Here is a 21,670-nt window from a genome sequence, read left to right as displayed (position 1 = left end):
ATGAACACGCGTCGCGCGGCCCGGGTGAAGGCTCCGGGCGTGATCACTCTCGAGACCATCGACGACGCTCCTCCTCCGGGCCCCGGTGAGGTCGCCGTCGAGCTGGTCGCCTGCGGGATCTGCGGATCCAACCTCCACCACCTGAACCGGCCCGAACTGGTGGGCGCCGATCGCCGCGACTCGCCGGGTGCCATGGGGCACGAGATGGTCGGCAGGGTCGTCGCGGTGGGTCCTGACGTCAGCACGCACGAGGTCGGGGACCCTGTCGTGCTCGAGCCGCAACTCGCGGCTTCCTGCGGCACGTGTGACGGTTGCGCGACCGGTCAGGCCTGGTTCTGCACCGAACCCCGCCCCCTGCCCGTCTGGGGTTTCGCGGATCGCATGGTCGTGCGCGCCCCGGGCGCCTGGCCACTCCCACGCGACCTGGACCCGCTCGTCGCGACCCTGGTCGAGCCGGTCGCCGTGAGCGTGCACGCGCTGCGGATCACGGCGACCGCGATGTCACGCAACGACGATCTCACCGGAGTGAAGGTCGTGGTCCTGGGCGCGGGGGCCATGGGCCTGCTCACCGTGGCCGCCGCCCGGCACTTGGGGTGCGACGACGTCGTCAACGTTGCCCGGCACGAGCACCAGGCCCGCCTCGCGGCCCGCCTCGGTGCGCACCGGGTCCTGCGAGACGGCGCCCCGGACCTCGATTCGACCTTGGCCGAACTCGCTCCGGACCTGGTCGTGGAGTGCGTCGGCGGCTCGGCCGACACCTTCGAACGGGCGCTGCGCATCACCGGCCCCGGGGGCGAGATCAGTGTCATGGGTCTCTTCGACGAGCCGCAACCGGTACACAGCCGCGCGGTGTTCAAGCGGCAGCTACGTGTCGTGTTCCCGGTCGTCTACGGAACGATGCGCGGACGCCACGACTTCGACATCGCCATCGAGCTGCTCCGCGAGGCAGAACTGCCCTTCGGTGAACTGCTGACCGATCGCTTCGCCCTCGAGGACATCGAAGCTGCGTTCTCCACCGCCGGCTCCAAGTCGGGCGGCGTGATCCGTGTGGTGGTCGGCCGGACGGAGCAGGACCTCCTCGGGCGTTGAGGGTTGAGTGCGGCCGTGCTTGTGCGCCTCGATCAGGCGGTTCTGGCAAGGATCTCCGTCGCGAGTGCTGCACGGCTTGCCCGACAGCCGGTGGCCCCTTGACCCCGGCCGGCAACCGGTGCCCGAGTCGGCTCGGCCTGCGATCCAGGCGGCGTCAGAACAGGGGCAGGCGGCAGGCCCAGCTCATCACCTGGCAACGCTCAGCGTGGCCCGTGGCGTCAGGACACGTAGACGGGGTTGACCGGGCTGCCGGTGCCGCCAGTGATCTTCAACGGGCCGACAGTCAGCAGCCCCTCCCACGCCTCGTCGGCGGCCGGCGCTGACAGGTCGAGGAACTCCAGCAGGTAGATGCCGCAGTCCACCAACAGCATCTTGTGTACGTGGAGGAAGTCTCCCTCCGCGAAGGGCAGCACCTCGACGGCGGCGTTGTCGGCACCGACTGCGACGACGTCCCGTTCGACGAGCCACTGCGCCGCACTCGCGTCGATGCCGGGGATCCCGGTCGGCCGCGGGACGCCTTCGGCCGACCCACCGGTCAGGAACTGCAGATAGCCGGTGCGGATCAGCACCGCATCCCCGGCCCGCACCTCGACCCCCTGGGCCGCGGCCGCGGCGGCCAGGTCGGCGCCACCGATCGCGTGCCCCGGCCGCAGGTACTCCCCGGCACCGAAGTGGCGGACCATGTCCAGCAGGACGCCTCTGGACGCGAGCCCGCCCACGTTCTCGATTCCCAGCCGCCCGGCACCCGTTTCGGCGCGCATCGTGTCATGCCCGACTCCGTTGTAGTGACGGTGTTCCGCGTACACATGCACCAGCGCGTCCATGTGTGAGGCGGTATGGGTCGACATCACCACCGCGTCCTCGTGCGAGCCGGTGCCCGGGGCGCAGCCAAGGTCCGCGTGCGAACCGGCGTCCGTGCCGTCGCGCACGGTGAACCGCATGGGCACCCGCCCGGTCAGGGCGGGCACACCGCCCGCCCTGACCGGCATGCCGAGTCCGTACACGCGACCGCGTGTGATCGAGGCCGCCGCGGAACGGACGACCTCCGGTGTGAGCAGGTTGAGGGCACCACGCTGGTCGTCGGCACCCCAGCGCCCCCAGTTCCGGCGTGCCGTGCCACGGTCGGACGGAGTCATTGAGAACCTCCGACTGCCTCGCTGGGATGAGGGACGCGATCAGCTCGGGCGCGTTCGGTGAGAAGGGAGACGACCATACGTCGGCCGACTGCCTTCCCCGAGGAGCGAAGCTCGCGCCACGGCCACGTGTCAGCGGGCCCACGAGCTACCTCATGGAACACGCACGGCGGAGACGTGTCAATGAGTCGCGGCGGAAGCGCGCTGCTGTGCAGGGGTGTTCCGACCTGACGCATCGTTCAAGTCGTGTGCCCATTATTGACTTTGACATCAATCTCGTTACCGTGAAGGACGGTCACTCGAACCACTTGGAGGAAGATTCATGGCGGACCGGATCGAAACGCACCGCAAGATGGCGCGACGCATGTACCAGTCCCAGGTGGACGGTTACAAGGTCGGCCGAATCGAGCGGCACGGAGGCTGGACCGCGGACGGGCAGGTCCACGAGCCGTACGAGCTGACGCTCTTCTCGCCGAAGCGGGGCGATTGGACCGTGACCGTGAGGCCGGACTACCCCGACCCCAACCCCGAGTTCCAGATGTACTGGACCGGCATGCCCGACTTCGGCATCAGGGATTACGAGGTCTTCCCGCACGAGGACGGCTGGGTCTGCCGGATGGTCTTCAAGGGAACCACCCGCGACGGGGCCGAGATCGTGGCACACCAGGTGGACTTCGCGACGGTCGACGAGCAGGGCCGGGTGGTGCGCATGGAGTGGTACACCGACCCGAACCAGTGGCTGCGGGTCTGGTCCGCGGCGAGCGGCAAGACGGTCGACGAGGTTTCCGCGCTCTTCAACACGCTCGACGGCTTCCAGCGGCTCATCGACGAGACGATCGCCGGACGGGACGCCCGCGGGTGACGACGTCCGGTGGCCCCCGGCAGGTTGACGGACTACCGGGAAGCTAACTGTATTTTGACGTCGGTATTATATCGGAGCCGCTGCAAGGAGGCCGGCCGATGCCACTGAACCTGGACGTCGACGTGGTGGTCGTGGGATTCGGTATGGCCGGCGCCGCGGCTTCCCTCGCCGCCACCAGGGACGGAGCACGGGTTCTCGTCCTGGACCAGGACTTCCTGACGCGGCGCCGGTCAAGCGCCCGACGCGCCGGACGGTCCGGCAACAGTGCGCTGGCGGACGTCCGGGCATCGGCCCTCGACGCCGGCGTCCAGGTGCGCACGGGGTGCCGTGCGCACGAACTGGTCGTCGTTGGCGGGGAGATCTCCGGCGTCGGCTACGCGACCCTGCCGCCCGGAGGAGCCCCCACCGCGGCGTACCGCTGACTGCGGGCATCGGGCGGCCTGGCCCCCGCCGCCTTCTCGGCTCCCTTCACCCGAGCAGCCGACGCCGTGTGGCGGTCGGCGTTCGTGGTCGGCGAGGTGACCTGTCCCTCGGTCGTCCTGGCGCTTGATCCGAGCCACTGGGAGTTCGTCGGACCGGCCGTGTGGACGGCCGTGAGGGCCGCCGGACGCACAGGGACCCGGCTGCCCTCGCGGCCCCGGCTGCGTCTGGCCACCGTCGGCATGACCGTGGCCGAACTGCCCGTACGCAGGTGGTGTGCCGGTCAGGAGGCGCCGTCCACGTGCCATGACGAACTGCGCGTCGATGACAGGACCGGAGCCGTGCTCACGGGCGAACAGGCCGTACCGGGCCTCTATTCGGCCGTGCGCGTGGCCGCTGCGAGCACGGGGAGCGCGTTCCGCGCGGGGCAGTGCGCTGGACGCGGTGCCGCGGACGCGGCGGGCCGTCACGGCGGGGCGGCCCTGCTCTCCGTGGTCTGACCCGCTGCCTGTGGCCGACCGTCGCGGACGACCACGGCATACGACCAGGCGGCGCCGTGACGGCCTTGGGCCCCCGCCTGGAACGGTCAGCCCGTGTGCGGCCCCGCCGCAGCCGGACCGGCGTCCGCGCGCCCGCCCCAGGCGGTGAGGCAGAACGCCCACACCCGGTCGGCCGCGGCGTCGTACGGCTCGTTCTGTGGTGTGAAAGCGTAGTGGTGGTACACGGCCAGGATCATCTGGCCGGCGAGCCACGCGCTGTGCTCGATGTCGTCGCCGGGCGCGAGCTGCCCGTCGCGGGCTGCGGCGTCGAGGTTGCGGGCCAGTAGGTCGGCGTAGGGCCGGGTCGCGCGCGCCACCTCGTTGGGAAAGGTCTGCATCAGCCGCCAGTGCTCGGCGGCGATGAAACGCCCCATGCCGGGCCCCACCTCGTCCCGGCCCAGGTTCACGATCACTTCGCGAATGCAGTAGCGCAGCCGGCCCACCGGGTCCGTGAGGTCGCTGGAAGCGTGCTCCAGGTCCGCCACGGAAGCCGAGACCATGTCCTCGATGACGGCCAGGGCCACCTCGTCCTTGCCGGCGAAGTAGTTGTAGAAGGTCTGGACGGCGATGCCGGCTTCTTTGACCAGTTCCTGGATGGTGAACTCGAAGCCCCGGGTCACCACGAGCCGGCGAGCCGCGTCGACGACCCGCTGTGCCCGCTCCAGGCTGCTGGCGCGGGAACGCTGCACCACCGGCGCCCGGTCGGCGGCCCGAAGCGCCCAGAACGGGATGGCCACCTCGTCGCTCGCCCGCTGCCGCACTAGAAGGCCTCCGCGCTGTACACCACCACACCGCCCAGGTGCGGTGAGGACTGACAGGCTAGCGCAAGGGTCGTGCCCGGCCGCTGGCGGGCGCCTGCCCTTCCCGACAGCTGTAGGTAGCACTCCAGCATCTGCGGGACCCCGTGCATCCGCCCGTTGCCCAGGGCTCCGCCGCCGGAGAGCACCGGCAGGCCTGCCGGGTCGTCGCTGTCGATGCCGCCGTCGCGCACGAACCGGTGCGCCTCACCCTCCGGGCAGTATCCGAGGGCCTCGAGCCAGAAGTACACGAACGGGGAGAAACCGTCGTAGACCTGGGGCAGGTCGATGTCCTTCGATCGCACGCCGCAGCGCTCCCACAGCCTGCGCGTCGTCTCCGCACCGACCGACATGATGTCGTCGAGCGGCCAGTGCAGGGGCAGTCGGCGCCTGGCGGGTTCGCCGGTGGCGTAGCCCGTGACGTAGACGGGCCGGTGCGGGAGGTCCCGCGCCCGCTCGGCGGTGGTGAGGACGAACGCCGCCACTCCGTCGACCGGGATGTCGCAGTCGTACCGGCAGACGGGATCGTTGAGCAGCGGTGCCGACAGGTACTCCCGCGCCGTCAACGGCCGCTCGTGCCAGTACGACCACGGTATCCGGGCACCGTTCTTGCGGGCTTCGACGAGGACGGTGGCCATGTCCTCGCGGGAGGCACCGTAGCGCTGCGCATACTCGTTGTAGGCCAGGGCGATCATGGCCAGGGGTCCGAAGTACCCCTGTGGCACGGTCCACTGCTGCGGGCCGGGCGCCTCGGTGGCGGCGGTGCCGTGGTAGCGCCCTGGCGGGTTGTGCAGGGCCCGGTGCAGCAGCACGTAGTCGGCGGCGCCCGCGACGAGTGCGTTGACCGCGAGCGCGACCGCGCCGGGCATCTGCCCCAGACCCTGGAACCCCGCCGCGTACCGGGGGTTGGCGTTCAGGCGGGCTGCGAGCCAGTTCGCCGACACGACGCTGAGGCCGTCGACGACCGAGTGCGCGCCCGCGGTGGGGAACAGGGTCGGCGTGACGAAGCCGTCGACCTGGGCCACGTCGAGGCCGGCGTCCGCGACCGCCGCTCGTGCGGTGTCGACCGTCAGCGCCCCCAACGACACGGCCGCGTGACGCTCGATCGCGCTCTGCGCGTAGCCGACCAGGGCCACCTTGTTACTGGCGTCCAGCCGGCCTGTCACGGGTCCTCCAGAAGCGTGAAGGCCGGCACGGCGATGTCGGGCCCGATGTGCTCGAAGACCGTACGGACCGGCGCCCCGAGGCGCAGCCGCGGCGTCTGACCGTCGAGCAGCCGGCCGATCAGGCGGACACCGGACGGGTCGCTCAGTCCTACGTCGACGAGCACGAACGGGACGAGCTCCTCGAACCCCGGCAGGAACGACTGGCGCATCACGGTCCACGACTCCACCGTCCCCCGCCCGTCTACCGGTGTGAACGTGAAGTCCGGGCAGGTCGACCCGCAGTGCTCGCAGACGACGTCGGGCGGGTGTGAGAACCCGCCGCAGGCGCCGCACCGGGCGAGGCAGAGGACGTGCCGGGAGGCCGCCTCCCAGAAGGGTGCGGACTGGGGGTCGGGGACCGGGACGGGCCGCGTCACGGGATGGTCCCTGCCGCTTGCAGCGAGGCGATGTCCTGCCACTCGTAACCGAGTTCGAGCAGGACGGCCTCGGTGTGCTCGCCGAGTTCCGGGGCGCGCCGCAGGTGTGCGGGCTCCCCGTCGAACTGGACCGGGACGTTCGGCAGACGGTACGCGGTCCCGTCGTCCTCGACCGTCCCGATGTAGCCGTTGGCGACCACCTGCGGATCGTCGATCAGTTCGGCGACCGACCTCACCGGCGCCCATGGTCCGTCGAAGTCGGCGAGGACCTGCTGCCACTCCCCGAGGGTCCGGCTCGCGAACTCCTCGTCGAGCGCGGCGACGCACGCCGCACTGTGCGTCCGCCGCGCGGCGAGGTCGCCGAACCGCGGGTCGTCGACGAGGTCCTGTCGTCCGAGGAGCGCGCAGAACGGCGCCCAGTAGCGGTCCGCGTCGAGGAAGACCAGCTGGACGTGCCGTCCGTCCTTCGTCCGGAAGGTGTTGACGAGGGGATTGGGCGGCGACTCACGGCCGCCCGCCGACGTCGGCGGGGTTCCGTTCAGCGCGGCGAGCAGGTCGGAGGAGAGGGTGGCCATCGCTGTCGCCAGGAGCGAGACGTCGACGACACTGCCCCGACCGGTCCGCTCACGCCGCAGCAGACCCGCCGCGACCCCGAAGGCCAGGACCATGCCGCCGTTGCGGTCCCCCATCGCCCCGCGCTGGGCGATCGGGTAGTCCCGGTCGGGCGGGGTGAGGACGTGGCCGAGGCCGCCCCGGGCCCAGAACGCCGAGGAGTCGTAGCCGGCGCGCTCGGCGTCCGGGCCGGTGACACCGTAGCCGTGGCCCCGCGCGTAGACCAAGCGCGGGTAGCGTGCCGTCAAGGCTTCCGCGTCGAGCCCCAGCCGTCGCAGCGCGCCCTGGCGCAGGCTCGTCAGGAAGACGTCGGCCCCCTCCAGCAGCTGGTGCAGGACCTCCTGACCGCGTTCCGCGCGCACGTTGAGGGCGATGGATCGCTTGCCGCGGTTCGCCAGGGCCATCGACAGGTTCACCCCGCCCCTGTCGGCTCCGATGCCCTGGGTCATCAGTCCCCGGTAGGGATCACCGTCCGGTGGTTCGACGTGGATGACGTCCGCGCCCCAGTCCGCGAGCAGCGCGCCCGCGACGGGGACGAACACCCATTGGGCGAGCTCCACCACGCGCACGCCCTCGAATGCGTGCCGCATCAGGCTCCTTCGTTCCGGACGGCGCCGCCGGGGCTCAGTACGACGACCGGGATCACACGCTCCGTCCGTGACTGATAGGCGTCGTAGTTGGACCAGACTCGCGTCATCACCTCCCACAGCCGTGGGCGCTCGTCGTCGCGCGCGGCCCGCGCGGTGACGAGCATGCGCTCGTCGCGCACTTGTATCTCGGCCTCCGGAGCGGCCTGTAGGTTGAGGAACCACTGCGGGTGCGTCGGCGCCCCGCCCTGCGAGGCGATGACGAGATAGTCGTCGCCGTCGCGGCCGAAGATCAGGGGCGTGGTGCGCCGCAGTCCGCTGCGCCTGCCGGTCGTCGTGAGGAGCAGGGTGGGAACGCCGTTCCAGAGGTAGCCGACCTTCCCTCCGGTCTCCCGGTAGCGGCGTACATGTTCCGCGCCCAGCAGGGTCAGGTCGGGTTGCTGGTAAGCCATCGTGTCCCTCTCAGCCGAACCTAATCGGGATCTCGGTGGCGCCTCGCTCGTAGAACCCGATGTAGCGCGGCGGTGGTGCGTCGGGGTCGAGACGCAGGGCCGGCAGACGGTCGAGCAGGGCGCTGATGCCGGTCACCATCTCCGCGCGCGCCACGTGCATGCCGAGGCAGATGTGCGGCCCACCACCGAAGGCCAGGGACGCCCGTGGGGCGCGGTGGATGTCGTACTCGTCCGGTCGCTCCCAGCGGGCGGGATCGCGGTTGGCCGGGCCGACACAGAGGTGCACCACGGAGCCGCGGGGCAGGTGGGTGCCGAAGAAGTCGGTGTCCCGCGTGACCCACCGCGAGAACATCGGATCGGTCGGCATCCACCGCAGCGACTCCTCGATCGCGGGTCCGAGCAGCGCCCGGTCGGCGCGTACCGCGTCGAGGACGGCGGGTCGTTCGAGCAGTGCCGTGAGAGCGATGCCCATCTGCTTCCAGGTCGTTCCGGAGCCCGCGGCGAGCAGCAGCAGGGCGAAGGAGTAGATCTCCGCGTCGCTCAGGCGGTGGCGGGTACCGTCCTCGTCGACCAGTTCGGCCTGCACCAGGACGCTGATCAAGTCGTCTCCCGGCCTGTCCCGCCGGGCTGCCACGATCGGTGAGATGATCTCCAGCAGCGCGGGCGGATCGTGCAGGGCGGCCCGCACGTCCAGGGCCCGGTCGACGGGGATGCCGAAGGCGCCCGTGATGGTGAGGACCGGGATCGCCGCGCAGAAGTCGACATTCAGCTCCGCACGGCCGCGGCCCTGCTCCAGGATGTACTCGATCAGTGTGTCGACCGTTTCCTGGATCGAGTGCCTGACCCACCACTGGGCCTGCTGCGGTACGAAGGACGGTTGCACCAGGGCGCGGTAACGGCGGTGCTGCTCACCGCCCATCGACAGCATGCTGTTGAGGACGGCGGGAGCGTCGTCGAGGTCGACCGCCTGGGGCGACGAGGCGAACAAGGTGTTGTCCCGGTAGGCCGCGTTGCAGGCGGCGTGGGTGAACACCGAGTAGTGCGGCCGACCGGTCTCGGGCAGTCCCTGGAAGGCGAACGGATCGTCGATGCCGGTGAGGTGGTGCAGCGTCCCCTCGTGCACGGGCGCGCGCTCCCGCAGCTCTGCCCACACCGGGTAGGGGTCTTCCTCATAACTGCCGCCCGTGCGGTCCATGAGGCTGCCCCGCAGGTCGAACAACTCCCGGACCCGCTTGATGTCGAGAAGTCTCTGTGTGGCGGTCATCGCGCGACGTACCCGCCGTCCACGGGCAGGAGCACCCCGGTGATGTTGGCGGCCCGGTCGGAGGCCAGGAACACGGCCGCCTCGGCGCAGTCTTCGGCCGTGATGGGACGCCCCAGCGGATGGGAAGCGCCGATCTGCCGGGCCGCCGCCTCCGCTTCGGTGCCGGACAGTGCCTTGCCGCCCGCGGCCATGAAGCCCGTGTAGGGCATGCCCGCGGGGCAGATGGCGTTCGCCCGGATGCCGAACGGGGCTCCCTCGATGGCGACCGCGCGGGTGAGCTGGTGGACCGCTCCCTTGGTGGCACCGTAGACCGCCCCGCCCCAGGCGACGAGCCCGGCGGCGGATCCGGTGTTGACGATCACACCTCCGTCCCCCTGCCGCTTGAATTGCAGCACCGCGTGCTTGCTGCCGAGGAAGACGCCGCGGAAGTTGACCCGGGTCAGCCGCTCGAAATCCTCGACGGTGTGGTCCTCGAACTGCATGCCGAAACGGGGGGTGGGGATTCCCACGTTGTTGAACATGACGTCGAGCCGGCCGAAGCGGTCGACTGCCGCGGCGACGGCGGCGCTCACGTCCTGCTCGGAGGAGACGTCGCACCGTTCGGCGGCGGCGACGCCCCCGCTCGCCTCGATTTGCCGGACCGTCTCCTTCAACGACTCGCCGTGTATGTCGGCGCACCACACGCGCGCGCCCTCACCGGCGAACCGGAGCGCGGAGGCGCGGCCCACTCCGGATCCGGCACCGGTGATAATGACTGCCTTGTCCTGTACCAACACGTCCCTTACCTCACTCCTCCTCATGCCCAGGGAGACTGAGCGCCCCCATGGGGCACGCGTCGACGGCGATGCGGATCTCGGACGGGGCGTCGTTCGGCGGCTCCGTCACGACGGCCTTCGCCTCGGCGTCGTGCGTGAACGTCCTGGGCGCGTAGACGACGCACATGCCCGCGCCGAGGCAGAGGTCGCGGTCGACGGCGACCTCTGCCTCCTTCCGCGGGTCAGCCACGAGCGGGGGAAGCGGGGGGCTCGGCCGGTGTGAAGCGGTACAGTCGCTCGGCGTTTCCGCGCAGGACCTTGTACTGCTGCTCGGGCGTGAGCGGTGCGACGAGCTTCTTCGCGACCTCGATGGAGTCCGGCCAGGTCGAGTCGGAGTGCGGGTAGTCCGTCTCGACCATGATGTTGTCCTCGCCGATCACGTCGATGCTGGCGATCGAGTGGTGGTCCTCGATGATGCAGCCGAAGACGTGGTCGCGGAAGAGCTGACGGATGTCGAGGGAGAACAGGTCGACGTCGTTGTTCGAGTAGTCGCTGAACTGCACGCCCTTCGACACCCAGTGCCGCTGCTTGTCGATGACCTGCTCGGCCCGTTCCAGGAAGTAGGGGATCCAGCCGGCCTCGCCCTCGGACAGCGCGATCTTCAGGTTGGGGTAGCGGGTGAACAGACCGCTGAACAGCCAGTCCAGCATCGCGCCGGACGTGCGGATCGCGCCCCAGGCGAGGTTGGCCATGAACGGCGCCGACTCGGAGATCTTCGGTATGTTCGACGACGATCCGACGTGCATGGACACGACCATGCCGAGGTCGTTGGCCGCGGCGAACACGGGTGCCCAGTACGGGTCGTGGATCGACGGCAGACCGAGCTTGGTCGGCTCCTCGGAGAAGGCGAAGGTGGTCACCCCGCGCGCGGCACAGCGCTGCATCTCCTTGACCGCGAGCTGCGGGTCCCACAGCGGGATGAGCATCAGCGGGATGTACCGGCCCGGTGCCGACCCGCACCAGTCCTCGATGAGCCAGTCGTTGTAGATCTTCAGGCACGTCAGAGCGAAGTCGCGGTCGCCGGCCTCGTAGAACAGCTGGCCGCAGAAGCGCGTGAGCGACGGGAAGCACAGCGACGCGAGGATGCCCGCGCGGTTCATGTCCTCGATGCGGGCGACCGGGTCGTAGCAGGCCCGGCGCATCTCCGAGTAGCCGACCGGCTCGGGGCTGAAGTCCTCCTTGGACTTGCCGGCGACCGCGGACAGTCCGGTGGTCGCGTGTCGCTTGCCGTCGTAGACCCAGACCTCGCCGAGCCGGTCGTCCTTGACCATGTGCGGTACGCGCTCACGGTCCTTCGCGGGGACGCGGTCGACCCACAGGTTGGCGGGCTCCAGGATGTGGTCGTCGACGGAGATGAGCCAGTCGAACGAGCGTGCGTCAGTCATCGATTCCTCCGTTGGATTCGTGGGACTAGCGGGCGAGTTCGCCGATGGCCATGTGCTTGGTCTCCTGGAACGCGCGGATCCCCTCCGTCCCGCGTTCCCGTCCCAGTCCGCTCTGCTTGTATCCGCCACTGGGCGCGTACGCGCTGAACAGGCTGGTGTTGACGTTGACGGCGCCGCTTCTGATCCGGCGCGCGACCGCGGTCGCCGCGGCTGCGTCGGAGGAGTACACCTGGGCGGAGAGGCCGTAACTGCTGTCGTTCGCGATGCGCACCGCGTCGTCGAGGTCCCGGTAGCCGATCACGGTGAGGACCGGTCCGAAGATCTCCTCGCGCGCGGCCGGGTTGGAGTTGTCCGGTACGTCGAGGACCGTGGGCTCGAAGTAGTAACCGCGGTCCGGTTCCGCCGGGCGTCCGCCGCCCGCGACCACCTTGCCGCCGTGCTCCTGGGCGAGGGCGACGAACCGTTCGCAGCGGGCTCGCTGCTGCGCGCTGATGACCGGGCCGAGGTGCGTGCCCGGCTCGGTAGGCGGGCCCACCTTGAGGGCGGAGTAGGTCGCCGAGACCGTCGCCAGTACTTCCTCGCGCTGCTCCTGCGGCACGAGCATGCGGGTGGCCGCGACGCAGGCCTGTCCGGCGGTGGCCGCGACCACGCCCGCCGCTCCCGCGCCCACGCGGTGCAGCGCGTCCGGCAGGTAGATCTGGGCCGACTTCCCGCCGAGTTCCAGGGCCACGCGCTTCACGGTGGGCGCCGCCTGCGCCAGGATCCGCCGGCCGACCTCGGTGGACCCGGTGAAGGAGACCAGGTCGACCTGGGGGTCGGAGGTCAGCAGCTCGGCACCGGCCGCGCCGTCCTCCACGACGACGCTGAGCACTCCCGGCGGCAGCCCCGCCGCTTCGACGGCCGAGCCCAGCGCGAGCGAGGACAGCGGCGTGAGCGGACTCGGGCGCACGATCACCGAGTTGCCGGCCATGAGCGCGGGGACGACCTTCTGCAATGCCATCAGAAGGGCGGCGTTGTAGGGGGTGATGGCGGTGACCACGCCGACCGGTTCGTAGCGGCGCACGCTCAGCGCCACCCGGCCCCGGACCAGTTCGTCGACCGGTACCTGGTTCGCCTCCTCGTGCGCCATCGACAGGTAGAGGCCGACGGTGGCGCGGGCGAGCGCGAGTCCGGCGTCGAGCTGGGTCGTCTCCGCGAACCACGTCGGCTGGCCGGCCTCGGCGACCATCGTCGGGACGAGTTCGCCGCGCATCGACTCGAGGTGGTCGAGGAAGGCACCCACGACCCGGGCCCGGTGTTCGGCCGGGCAATCCGCCCAGACCCCCTCGTCGAAACTCTTCCTGGCCTCCGCGACGGCCCGCCGCACCTCGGCGGGCGGGGTGCACGGAAGGACGCACACCTGGGATTCGTCAGCGGGGTTCGTCACAGAGAAGGGAACGTCGCCCTCGACCCACCGGCCGGCGATGAAGGAGCGTCGAGCTCCGATGACGTCGGGCATACGCCACGACCTCCGTTCCTAGAACGTCATATCAGTGAAACAAGATATGGCGTTCTAGTCAACGGTTCGGACAGGCGATCAGCCCTCAACTCCCTTGCGGATACAGCCTTGTGCAGCGGGTTGCATATTGACCGTTGTGGCGGACCGGCGCCTCAGGAGACGAGGCCGGCCATCGTTTCGACCAGTCGAACGCGCTCGGTCTGGTCGACGGCCGCCTTGCCCACCGGTGTGATGGACAGACTCGTGACACCGGCCCCGGCATAGCGGGCCAGACGTTCGCCCACCTCGTCCGCGGAGCCGACCAGGCACAGGGCGCGTACGAACTCCTCGGGCAGAACAGCCGCCGCCTCGTCCTTCCTCCCTGCCAGATACAGCTTCTGCACCAGCTCGGCGGTCCCCGCGTATCCGTAGCGGCAGGCCAGGTCGTTGTAGAAGTTCTTGCCCTGCGCTCCCATGCCGCCGATGTACAGGGCGAGCCGGGCCCGCACGGCGTCCAGCGCGTCTCCCACGTCGCCGCCGATCGCCGTCGGCACGTCGACATGGATCTGCAGCGGGCCGAGTTCGGCATCGCGCTTGGCCCGTCCCTCGGCGAGGGACGGCCCGAAGACCTCGGCCGCCTTGTCCGGGTGGAAGAAGATGGGTTCCCAGACCTCGGCCAGCTCCGCGGCCAACGCCACGTTCTTGGGGCCGATGGCGGCCAGCATGACCGGAATGCGGTCGCGGATCGGATGGTTGATGAGCTTCAGCGGCTTGCCGAGGCCGGTCCCCTGATCCGCGGGGAGCGGGATCCGGTAGTGCCGGCCCTGGTGTATGACGCGTTCCCGTCGCCAGACCGACCGGCAGATCTCGACCACTTCGCGGGTGCGGCCGAGTGGCGCGGTGTAGGGCAGCCCGTGGAACCCTTCGACGACCTGTGGGCCGGACGCCCCCAGTCCCAGAGTGAACCGTCCGCCGGAGACGTGATCGAGACCGGCGGCGGTCATGGCCGTGAGCGTGGGCGTCCGGGAGTAGATGGGCAGGATGCCGGAGGCGATCTCCAGTCTGTCGGTCTTGGCAGCGATGTAGCCGAGCTGGCTGACGGCGTCGAAGCTGTATGCCTCCGCGACGAAGACCATGTCGAGACCGGCATGTTCCAGGTCACGCAGTTGCTCGACCGCCTCGGCGAAGCCACCGCTGTAGTCGAGCTGCATCCCGATTCGCATGAGCTGGAATCCTTCCTTCGGCGACGTGTCCGGGTCAGAACGTGAGGTTCAGCCCTTGCGGGTCTTCACTTCCTCGGTCAGCTGCGGGACGACGTCGAAGAGGTCGCCGACGACGCCGTAGTCGACGAGGTCGAAGATCGGGGCCTCGGCGTCCTTGTTGATCGCCACGATCGTCTTCGAGGTCTGCATGCCGGCGCGGTGCTGGATCGCGCCGGAGATGCCGGAGGCGATGTACAGCTGCGGCGAGACGGACTTGCCGGTCTGGCCGACCTGGTTGGTGTGCGGGTACCAGCCGGCGTCGACGGCGGCGCGCGAGGCGCCGACGGCCGCGCCGAGCGAGTCCGCGAGGGCCTCGATGATCGCGAAGTTCTCCGCGCCGTTGACGCCGCGGCCGCCGGAGACGACGATCGCGGCCTCGGTCAGCTCCGGGCGGCCGGTCGACTCGCGCGGCGTGCGCGCGGTGACCTTGGTACCGGTCGCGGCGGCGGAGAAGGTGACCGACAGGGCCTCGACCGCACCGGCGGCCGGGGCCGCCTCGACGGCCGCGCTGTTCGGCTTGACCGTGATGACCGGGGTGCCCTTGGAGACGCGGGACTTGGTGGTGAAGGCGGCGGCGAACGCCGACTGGGTGGCCACCGGGCCCTCGCCGCCGGCCTCCAGGTCGACGGCGTCGGTGATGACGCCGGAACCCAGACGCAGCGCCAGGCGGGCGGCGATCTCCTTGCCCTCGGCGGAGGACGGGACCAGCACGGCGGCCGGGGAGACGGCCTCGTGGGCGGCCTGGAGGGCGTCCACCTTGGGCACGACCAGGTAGTCGGCGTACTCGGCGGCCTCACTGGTGAGGACCTTCACCGCGCCGTGCTCGGCGAGCGTGGCGGCGGTGTCACCGGCGCCGGCGCCCAGCGCCACCGCGACCGGCGAACCGATGCGGCGGGCGAGGGTCAGCAGCTCCAGGGTGGGCTTGCGGACGGCACCGTCCACGTGGTCGACGTAGACGAGAACTTCAGCCATGGGACTTCTTCTCTCCTGCTTGCGAGATATGAGGGGCGGTCGGCGAATCCGGGGCTCAGATGAACTTCTGGCCCGCGAGGAACTCGGCGAGCTGCTTGCCGCCCTCGCCCTCGTCCTTGACGATCGTGCCCGCGGTGCGCGCCGGGCGCTCGGCCGCCGACTCGACGACCGTGTAGGCGTTCTCGAGACCGACCTCGTCCTCCTCGATGTCGAGGTCGGACAGGTCCCAGGCCTGGACCGGCTTCTTCTTGGCCGCCATGATGCCCTTGAAGGACGGGTAACGCGCCTCGCCCGACTGGTCGGTGACCGACACGACGGCCGGCAGCGACGCCTGAAGCTGCTCCGTGGCGGAGTCGCCGTCACGGCGGCCCTTCACGGTGCCGTCCTCGACGGAGACCTCGGACAGCAGCGTCACCTGCGGCACGCCCAGGCGCTCCGCGAGCAGCGCCGGTACGACGCCCATGGTGCCGTCGGTGGAGGCCATGCCGGAGATGACCAGGTCGTAGCCGGCCTTCTCGACGGCCTTGGCCAGCACCAGGGAGGTGCCGATGGCGTCGGTGCCGTGCAGGTCGTCGTCCTCGACGTGGATCGCCTTGTCCGCGCCCATGGACAGCGCCTTGCGCAGCGCGTCCTTGGCGTCCTCCGGGCCCACCGTCAGGACGGTGATCTCCACGTCGTCGTCGGAGTTCTCCGAGATCTGGAGTGCCTGCTCGACCGCGTACTCGTCCAGCTCGGAGAGCAGGCCGTCCACGTCGTCCCGGTCGACGGTCAGGTCATCGGCGAAGTGCCGGTCGCCAGTGGCGTCGGGCAGGTACTTCACAGTGACAACAACCCTCATACTCATGGTGTTTCCCTTCGCATGTGTGGTTCGCGGCGCACTGCCGGGGTGGTCGGCGCCCTCACGGGTCCGCGTGACGTCCGGCCTCCTCCCACCCGGCGAGCCCTGTTCAACGCGGCGGGATCGCGGCATCGTCCGTACCCTGCCGGGGGGTCCCGCGGAACACACGCACGTCACAGCGCGAGCCCCAGGCACGGAACGGCGCCCTCTCCCTATGCCGCGCGCATCCTCTCGGCCGGCTGTGCGCCCCCGACGAGTCATCCGAGAGTCACTTGAGCCATTCGGTGCCGTCGACCGCCCGGCCGATGACGACGAAGGGCCCGACGCGGCACCACCGAGGCGTTCGCCCCCCTCCCTCGGCGGGGCAGGGCCCCTCCCTCGCGCCTCGGCGCTCGCAACTCGCACGCCCGGCGAGCGGCAGGTCAGACGCGCCTCCTGCGAGGGGGCGTCGTAGGCGACGACACGCGGTTCAGCCGATGACGGTCCAGGTGTCGTTTCCGGCGAGGAGGGTGCCGAGGTCACCCTTGCCGTTCTGCTCGACGGCGGTGTCGAGCTGGTCGGACATGAGCGTGTCGTAGACCGGCCGCACCACGGAGCGCAGAACGCCGATCGGCGTGTGGTGCAGGGTGTCGGGGTCGGCGAGACGGGAGAGCGCGAAGGCAGTGGTCGGGGACGAGGCGTGCGCGTCGTGGATCAGGACGTCCGCCTCGTTGTCCGGCGTGACGGTGACGACCTGCAGGTCCCCGGTGGCCCGGTCACGGACAACGCCCTTGGCTCCCTCGGCCCCGAAGCGGACCGGCTCGCCGTGCTCGAGGCGGATCACGGCCTCCTGAGCCCGCTGTTTGTCCTTGAGCGCGTCGAAGGCGCCGTCGTTGAAGATGTTGCAGTTCTGGTAGATCTCGACCAGGGCGGTGCCCGGGTGGTCGGCGGCCTGGCGCAGGACCTCGGTGAGGTGCTTGCGGTCCGAGTCGACGGTCCGGGCCACGAACGACGCTTCCGCGCCGAGAGCGAGGGAGACCGGGTTGAAGGGCGCGTCCAGCGACCCCATCGGCGTCGACTTGGTGACCTTGCCGACCTCGGAGGTCGGCGAGTACTGCCCCTTGGTCAAACCGTAGATGCGGTTGTTGAAGAGAAGGATCTTGAGGTTGACGTTGCGGCGCAGGGCGTGGATGAGGTGGTTGCCGCCGATGGAGAGGGCGTCGCCGTCGCCGGTGACGACCCAGACGGACAGGTCGCGGCGTGAGGAGGCGAGGCCGGTGGCGATGGCGGGGGCGCGGCCGTGGATGGAGTGCATCCCGTAGGTGTTCATGTAGTACGGAAAACGGGAGGAGCAGCCGATGCCGGAGACGAAGACGATGTTCTCCCTCGCCAGACTCAGCTGGGGCATGAAGCCCTGCACCGCTGCCAGCACGGCGTAGTCACCGCATCCCGGGCACCAGCGCACCTCCTGGTCGGACTTGAAGTCCTTCATGGACTGCTTGCCCTCGGCCCTGGGAACCAGTTTCAGTGCCTCAGTCATCGATGGCCTCCTTGAGGACCGTGGCGAGCTGTTCCGCCTTGAACGGCATGCCGTTGACCTGGGTGTAGGAGTAGGCGTCGATGAGGTACTTGGCCCGGACGAGCGTGGCGAGCTGGCCGAGGTTCATCTCCGGAATGACGACGCGCTCGTACCGGGTGAGTACCTCACCGAGGTTGGACGGGAAGGGGTTGAGGTGGCGCAGATGCGCCTGGGCGATGTGACCGCCCTGGGCGCGGATGCGGCGCACGGCCGCGGTGATCGGGCCGTAGGTCGAGCCCCAGCCCAGCACCAGGGTCTTCGCGCCGTCCGGGTCGTCGACCTGGAGGTCGGGGACGGCGATGTTGTCGATCTTGGCCTGGCGGGTGCGGACCATGAAGTCGTGGTTGGCCGGGTCGTACGAGATGTTCCCGGTGCCGTCCTGCTTCTCGATACCGCCGATCCGGTGCTCCAGCCCGGGCGTGCCCGGCACCGCCCACGGCCGGGCCAGGGTCTCCGCGTCCCGCTTGTAGGGCCAGAACACCTCCGTCCCGTCGTCCAGAGTGTGATTCGGCCCCTGCGCGAACCGCACCACCAGGTCCGGCAGTTCGTCGGTCTCCGGCACACGCCACGGCTCGGATCCGTTGGCGAGGTAGCCGTCGGACAGCAGGAACACCGGCGTGCGATAGACCAGCGCGATCCGGGCCGCCTCCAGCGCCGCGTCGAAGCAGTCCGCAGGCGTCCTCGGGGCCACCACCGGGACCGGCGCCTCACCGTTGCGCCCGTACATCGCCTGCAGCAGGTCGGCCTGCTCGGTCTTGGTCGGCAGGCCGGTGGACGGACCGCCACGCTGGATGTCCACGACCAGCAGCGGCAGCTCCAGGGAGACGGCGAGCCCGATCGTCTCGCTCTTGAGCGCCACGCCCGGGCCGCTCGTCGTCGTCACGGCCAGCGAGCCGCCGAACGCCGCGCCCAGCGCCGCCCCGATCCCGGCGATCTCGTCCTCCGCCTGGAAGGTCCGCACACCGAAGTTCTTGTGCCGGCTCAGCTCGTGCAGGATGTCCGAGGCCGGGGTGATCGGGTACGACCCGAGGAAGAGCGGCAGATCGGCCTGGCGGGAGGCGGCGATCAGGCCGTAGGACAGCGCCAGGTTCCCGGAGATGTTGCGGTAGGTGCCCGGCGGGAAAGCCGTGGCCGCCGGAGCCACCTCGTAGGAGACCGCGAAGTCCTCCGTGGTCTCACCGAAGTTCCAGCCCGCCCGGTACGCGGCGATGTTCGCCGCCGCGATGTCGGGCTTCTTCGCGAACTTGGCCTTCAGAAACTTCTCCGTGCCCTCGGTGGGCCGGTGGTACATCCAGCTCAGCAGCCCGAGCGCGAACATGTTCTTGCTGCGCTCGGCCTCCTTGCGGGTGAGGTCGAACTCCTTGAGGGCCTCGACGGTCAGAGTGGTCAGCGGCACCGGATGCAGGTGGTAGCCGTCGAGCGAACCGTCCTCCAGCGGCGAGGTGTCGTAACCGACCTTCTGCATCGCCCGCTTGGTGAACTCGTCCGTGTTGACGATGACCTCCGCGCCGCGCGGCACGTCGTCGATGTTCGCCTTCAACGCGGCCGGGTTCATCGCGACCAGCACGTTGGGCGCGTCACCGGGGGTGAGGATGTCGTGGTCGGCGAAGTGCAACTGGAACGACGAGACACCCGGCAGGGTGCCGGCGGGCGCCCGGATCTCGGCCGGGAAGTTCGGCAGCGTCGACAGGTCATTGCCGAACGACGCGGTCTCCGAGGTGAAACGGTCGCCGGTGAGCTGCATCCCGTCGCCCGAGTCCCCCGCGAACCGGATCACCACCCGGTCCAGGCGACGGACGTCCTTGGCGCCGCCCGTCGGCACATTCTCTGCGAGGCTGGTCATGTGGGCTGAGTCCCCTTCTGTTCCATCTCCGCGGCCTGGGCGAGCACCGCGTCACGATCTGCACCGGCGATGATCTGCGTCCGGTAGCGCATGATGCGGGTGGGTGCCCCGAAGGACGCGACGCCCGTGAGCACCCCGTCGGCGAAGTAGCCGAGCACGGTCCCCTTCACCGCTCCTGTTCCGAGCCCCTGACCGTGCAGGGGCACCACCTCGTCCGTACCTTCCGTACGCCCCAACACCTGAATCTTGAGGCCGAACTGATCGGACCAGACGTACTCCGGTGTCCCGGCGGGCGGTGTGGTACCGAGAATGTCGCAGGCCACGCGTGTCGCCTGGTCGATCGTCGACGTCCAGTGCTCGCTGCGCCGATGGGTTCCGGTGTTCACGTCCCACCATGCGGCGGCGTCCCCCACGGCCCAGAGGTCCGAGGTGCCGGCCACTCGGCCCCGGGTGTCGCAGGCCAGTCCGTCGGCGGCCCGCGGCAGGGTGTCCGGCAGCCAGTCGAGGTCGGGAACGGCTCCGACACTGACAAGGACGATGTCGGCCGACAGGACGGTCCCGTCGGCGAGTTCGACCGTACGGCCGTCCTTGAACCCGGCGATCCGCTCACCGGAGCGGAGGACGACACCGGCCTCGGTGAACAGACGCGCGGCCACCCTTCCGCCCGCGTCGCCCAGCACTCGGACACACGGCACGGGAAGCGCCTCGATCACGGTCACGTCGAGTCCTCGGCGCCGGGCCGCGCAGGCCACCTCCGCTCCGATGAAGCCCGCCCCCACGATGATCATCGAGCGCGCCCGGGAGAGTCCGAGCAGCAGGGACTGGGCGTCCTCCAGGGTGCGCAGAGTCGCCACGTCCTCCGGCTGTCCCGGCAGGCGTCGTGCCACGGTGCCCGTCGCGAGCACCACCGCGTCACCCGTGACGACCTCACCACTGTCCAGGGTGACGGTCGTGCCGTGCAGACCGACCGCCCTGGAGCCCAGTCGTGCCGTGACGCGCAGTTCGGTGAGGCCGGAACGGTCGCGCAGGATGGTGCGGTCCGGCTGCCACGAGCCGTCGAGGACCTGCTTCGACAACGGTGGCCGGTCGTAGGGAGGGTGGATCTCGGCACCGACCAGGGTGATGTCACCCTCGTAACCGCTCGACCGCAGCCGTTCGATCGTGCGGAGCCCGCCGAGTCCGGCTCCGACGACGACGATGTGCTGGGGTGGGGTCATGCCGCGTCTCCTTCGGCCGTTCCACGTGCCGAGTCGGCGGGCGCCTCGGGGGCCGGACGGCGCCAGTACACGGCGAGCTGGGCGGCGGCCCCGGCGACGCCGAGGGCGGCGGCGAGCGCCGCGGCCTTGTGTCCGGTGAGGCGGCGGTCGAGGCCCAGGGCCGCGTCCACGCTCCATCGTCCGGGGCCGAGCGCGGCCAGTGCCACCGAGGCCACAGCCAGGTTGGCGACGTACTCGTAGCCCTCCGCGTTGACGAAGAAGCCGTTCGGCAGGTGAACGGAGCGTGCTGCGACGCCCATCGTTCCCACGACGGAGGAGGCCGCCAGCGGTGTGGCCGCGCCCGCGACGAGCGCCGCGCCGGCCCCAATCTCGACAGCAGCGCTGAGTTGTGCCTGCAACCGGGGCTTGCGGAAGCCGATCGACTGGAACCAGCCCGCCGTCCCGTCGAGTGTCCGGCCGTGCCGCACCCCGTGCGTGATCATGGTGCCGCCGATGGCGGTGCGCAGCATCAGCCGCGCCAGGTCCGTGCCGCGGCTCGCACGCGGTACTCGTCCGGACACCGGTCGTCCTCCGTTCGTCGTGTCGGGTGGTGGCGCTCAGTCCGAGGCCGGCAGGGGCTTGGCGGATTTGACCGCCACCTCGGTGCCGTCGACGGCGACCGGGTGCTGACCGGGCTGGACACAGAGCAGTTCGATCTCCACGCCCTCGACGGTGTAGCGCTTGCCCAGCAGGGTGCCCCCGCCCGTCGTCTCGGCCGTGAGCTTCTCCGTCACCTCCCCGCGCGGCGCCATCGGGCGCCCGCCGCAGGTGACCATGAGGTCCTGGTCGGGACAGCGGACGACGACGAGTGCCGTCGCGTCGACCGTGCTCTCCAGGGTCTGTCCGACTTTCAGCTGCATGTGCTTCTTCCTTCGGCTGTCCGGTGGGGCACCGGGTGTGCTGGGACGGAGGTCCGGGTGGAATGCT

23 protein-coding genes are annotated in these 21,670 nt (G+C 70.2%); 4 read left to right on the top strand and 19 right to left on the bottom strand.

The window, feature by feature from the left end:
* Window positions 1–1,089, top strand: coding sequence for a zinc-dependent alcohol dehydrogenase (locus AMK11_RS15595; protein WP_073727406.1), 1,089 nt, complete (start codon window positions 1–3; stop codon window positions 1,087–1,089).
* A gap of 218 nt (window positions 1,090–1,307) precedes the next feature.
* On the opposite strand, the gene AMK11_RS15590 is transcribed toward AMK11_RS15595, so the two are convergent.
* Window positions 1,308–2,225 (bottom strand): cyclase family protein, encoded by a 918-nt coding sequence (locus tag AMK11_RS15590; protein ID WP_073727404.1) that lies wholly within the window; start codon window positions 2,223–2,225, stop codon window positions 1,308–1,310.
* Window positions 2,226–2,544: 319 nt separating this feature from the next.
* On the opposite strand from AMK11_RS15590, the gene AMK11_RS15585 reads away from it, so the two are divergent.
* The 3 genes from AMK11_RS15585 (at window position 2,545) to AMK11_RS15575 (ending at window position 4,004) form a co-directional block, all read left to right on the top strand.
* Window positions 2,545–3,084: a hypothetical protein gene (locus AMK11_RS15585; protein WP_073727402.1), complete on the top strand. Its 540-nt coding sequence runs from the start codon at window positions 2,545–2,547 to the stop codon at window positions 3,082–3,084.
* 98 nt (window positions 3,085–3,182) lie between these two features.
* Entirely contained in the window at window positions 3,183–3,506 is a 324-nt protein-coding gene (locus AMK11_RS15580) for an FAD-binding protein (protein WP_073727400.1), read from the top strand.
* A gap of 66 nt (window positions 3,507–3,572) precedes the next feature.
* Window positions 3,573–4,004: a hypothetical protein gene (locus AMK11_RS15575; RefSeq protein WP_073727398.1), complete on the top strand. Its 432-nt coding sequence runs from the start codon at window positions 3,573–3,575 to the stop codon at window positions 4,002–4,004.
* A gap of 86 nt (window positions 4,005–4,090) precedes the next feature.
* Here the strand turns inward: AMK11_RS15575 and AMK11_RS37820 are convergent, their stop codons facing one another.
* The 18 genes from AMK11_RS37820 to AMK11_RS15485 all read right to left on the bottom strand — a co-directional run bounded on the left by AMK11_RS37820 (window position 4,091) and on the right by AMK11_RS15485 (window position 21,603).
* Complete coding sequence (locus tag AMK11_RS37820) at window positions 4,091–4,804, bottom strand: TetR/AcrR family transcriptional regulator (RefSeq protein ID WP_158070977.1); 714 nt, start codon at window positions 4,802–4,804, stop codon at window positions 4,091–4,093.
* Complete coding sequence (locus AMK11_RS15565; RefSeq protein WP_073727396.1) at window positions 4,804–6,006, bottom strand: thiolase family protein; 1,203 nt, start codon at window positions 6,004–6,006, stop codon at window positions 4,804–4,806. The genes AMK11_RS37820 and AMK11_RS15565 overlap by 1 nt, the downstream gene beginning before the upstream one ends.
* Complete coding sequence (locus tag AMK11_RS15560; RefSeq protein WP_073727394.1) at window positions 6,003–6,422, bottom strand: Zn-ribbon domain-containing OB-fold protein; 420 nt, start codon at window positions 6,420–6,422, stop codon at window positions 6,003–6,005. Before AMK11_RS15560 ends, AMK11_RS15565 begins: the two co-directional genes overlap by 4 nt.
* The gene (locus AMK11_RS15555) at window positions 6,419–7,624 is read right to left on the bottom strand and encodes a CaiB/BaiF CoA transferase family protein (RefSeq protein ID WP_198941374.1); all 1,206 of its coding nucleotides are present in this window, start codon (window positions 7,622–7,624) and stop codon (window positions 6,419–6,421) included. Before AMK11_RS15555 ends, AMK11_RS15560 begins: the two co-directional genes overlap by 4 nt.
* Window positions 7,624–8,073 carry a nitroreductase family deazaflavin-dependent oxidoreductase gene (locus AMK11_RS15550; RefSeq protein ID WP_073727392.1) on the bottom strand — a complete coding sequence of 150 codons (450 nt, stop codon included), beginning with the start codon at window positions 8,071–8,073 and terminating at the stop codon, window positions 7,624–7,626. Before AMK11_RS15550 ends, AMK11_RS15555 begins: the two co-directional genes overlap by 1 nt.
* Window positions 8,074–8,083: 10 nt before the next feature.
* A complete protein-coding gene (locus tag AMK11_RS15545) occupies window positions 8,084–9,337 on the bottom strand; it encodes a cytochrome P450 (protein WP_073727390.1) in 1,254 nt (417 codons plus the stop codon).
* A complete protein-coding gene (locus AMK11_RS15540) occupies window positions 9,334–10,113 on the bottom strand; it encodes an SDR family NAD(P)-dependent oxidoreductase (protein ID WP_198941373.1) in 780 nt (259 codons plus the stop codon). The genes AMK11_RS15545 and AMK11_RS15540 overlap by 4 nt, the downstream gene beginning before the upstream one ends.
* Window positions 10,114–10,123: 10 nt before the next feature.
* Complete coding sequence (locus AMK11_RS15535) at window positions 10,124–10,342, bottom strand: ferredoxin (RefSeq protein ID WP_073727387.1); 219 nt, start codon at window positions 10,340–10,342, stop codon at window positions 10,124–10,126.
* Window positions 10,335–11,537: an amidohydrolase family protein gene (locus AMK11_RS15530; RefSeq protein ID WP_073727385.1), complete on the bottom strand. Its 1,203-nt coding sequence runs from the start codon at window positions 11,535–11,537 to the stop codon at window positions 10,335–10,337. Before AMK11_RS15530 ends, AMK11_RS15535 begins: the two co-directional genes overlap by 8 nt.
* A gap of 25 nt (window positions 11,538–11,562) precedes the next feature.
* Window positions 11,563–13,035 carry an aldehyde dehydrogenase family protein gene (locus tag AMK11_RS15525; RefSeq protein ID WP_073727383.1) on the bottom strand — a complete coding sequence of 491 codons (1,473 nt, stop codon included), beginning with the start codon at window positions 13,033–13,035 and terminating at the stop codon, window positions 11,563–11,565.
* A 152-nt stretch (window positions 13,036–13,187) separates the two neighbouring features.
* Window positions 13,188–14,237 (bottom strand): LLM class F420-dependent oxidoreductase, encoded by a 1,050-nt coding sequence (locus AMK11_RS15520; RefSeq protein WP_073727381.1) that lies wholly within the window; start codon window positions 14,235–14,237, stop codon window positions 13,188–13,190.
* Window positions 14,238–14,285: 48 nt separating this feature from the next.
* Window positions 14,286–15,248, bottom strand: coding sequence for an electron transfer flavoprotein subunit alpha/FixB family protein (locus AMK11_RS15515; protein WP_073727379.1), 963 nt, complete (start codon window positions 15,246–15,248; stop codon window positions 14,286–14,288).
* 55 nt (window positions 15,249–15,303) lie between these two features.
* Window positions 15,304–16,092, bottom strand: a complete 789-nt coding sequence (locus tag AMK11_RS15510) for an electron transfer flavoprotein subunit beta/FixA family protein (protein ID WP_073727377.1) — start codon at window positions 16,090–16,092, stop codon at window positions 15,304–15,306.
* A 463-nt stretch (window positions 16,093–16,555) separates the two neighbouring features.
* A complete protein-coding gene (locus AMK11_RS15505) occupies window positions 16,556–17,605 on the bottom strand; it encodes a 2-oxoacid:ferredoxin oxidoreductase subunit beta (protein WP_073727375.1) in 1,050 nt (349 codons plus the stop codon).
* Window positions 17,598–19,487 (bottom strand): 2-oxoacid:acceptor oxidoreductase subunit alpha, encoded by a 1,890-nt coding sequence (locus tag AMK11_RS15500; protein ID WP_073727373.1) that lies wholly within the window; start codon window positions 19,485–19,487, stop codon window positions 17,598–17,600. The genes AMK11_RS15505 and AMK11_RS15500 overlap by 8 nt, the downstream gene beginning before the upstream one ends.
* Window positions 19,484–20,704, bottom strand: coding sequence for an NAD(P)/FAD-dependent oxidoreductase (locus AMK11_RS15495; protein WP_073727371.1), 1,221 nt, complete (start codon window positions 20,702–20,704; stop codon window positions 19,484–19,486). Before AMK11_RS15495 ends, AMK11_RS15500 begins: the two co-directional genes overlap by 4 nt.
* A complete protein-coding gene (locus AMK11_RS15490; RefSeq protein WP_198941372.1) occupies window positions 20,701–21,264 on the bottom strand; it encodes a DoxX family protein in 564 nt (187 codons plus the stop codon). The genes AMK11_RS15495 and AMK11_RS15490 overlap by 4 nt, the downstream gene beginning before the upstream one ends.
* Window positions 21,265–21,300: 36 nt before the next feature.
* Complete coding sequence (locus tag AMK11_RS15485; RefSeq protein ID WP_073727369.1) at window positions 21,301–21,603, bottom strand: hypothetical protein; 303 nt, start codon at window positions 21,601–21,603, stop codon at window positions 21,301–21,303.
* Window positions 21,604–21,670 lie beyond the last annotated feature (67 nt).

This window comes from Streptomyces sp. CB02414, assembly GCF_001905385.1.
Classification (GTDB): Bacteria; Actinomycetota; Actinomycetes; order Streptomycetales; family Streptomycetaceae; genus Streptomyces.
This window is presented reverse-complemented; position numbering and strand designations above follow the sequence as displayed.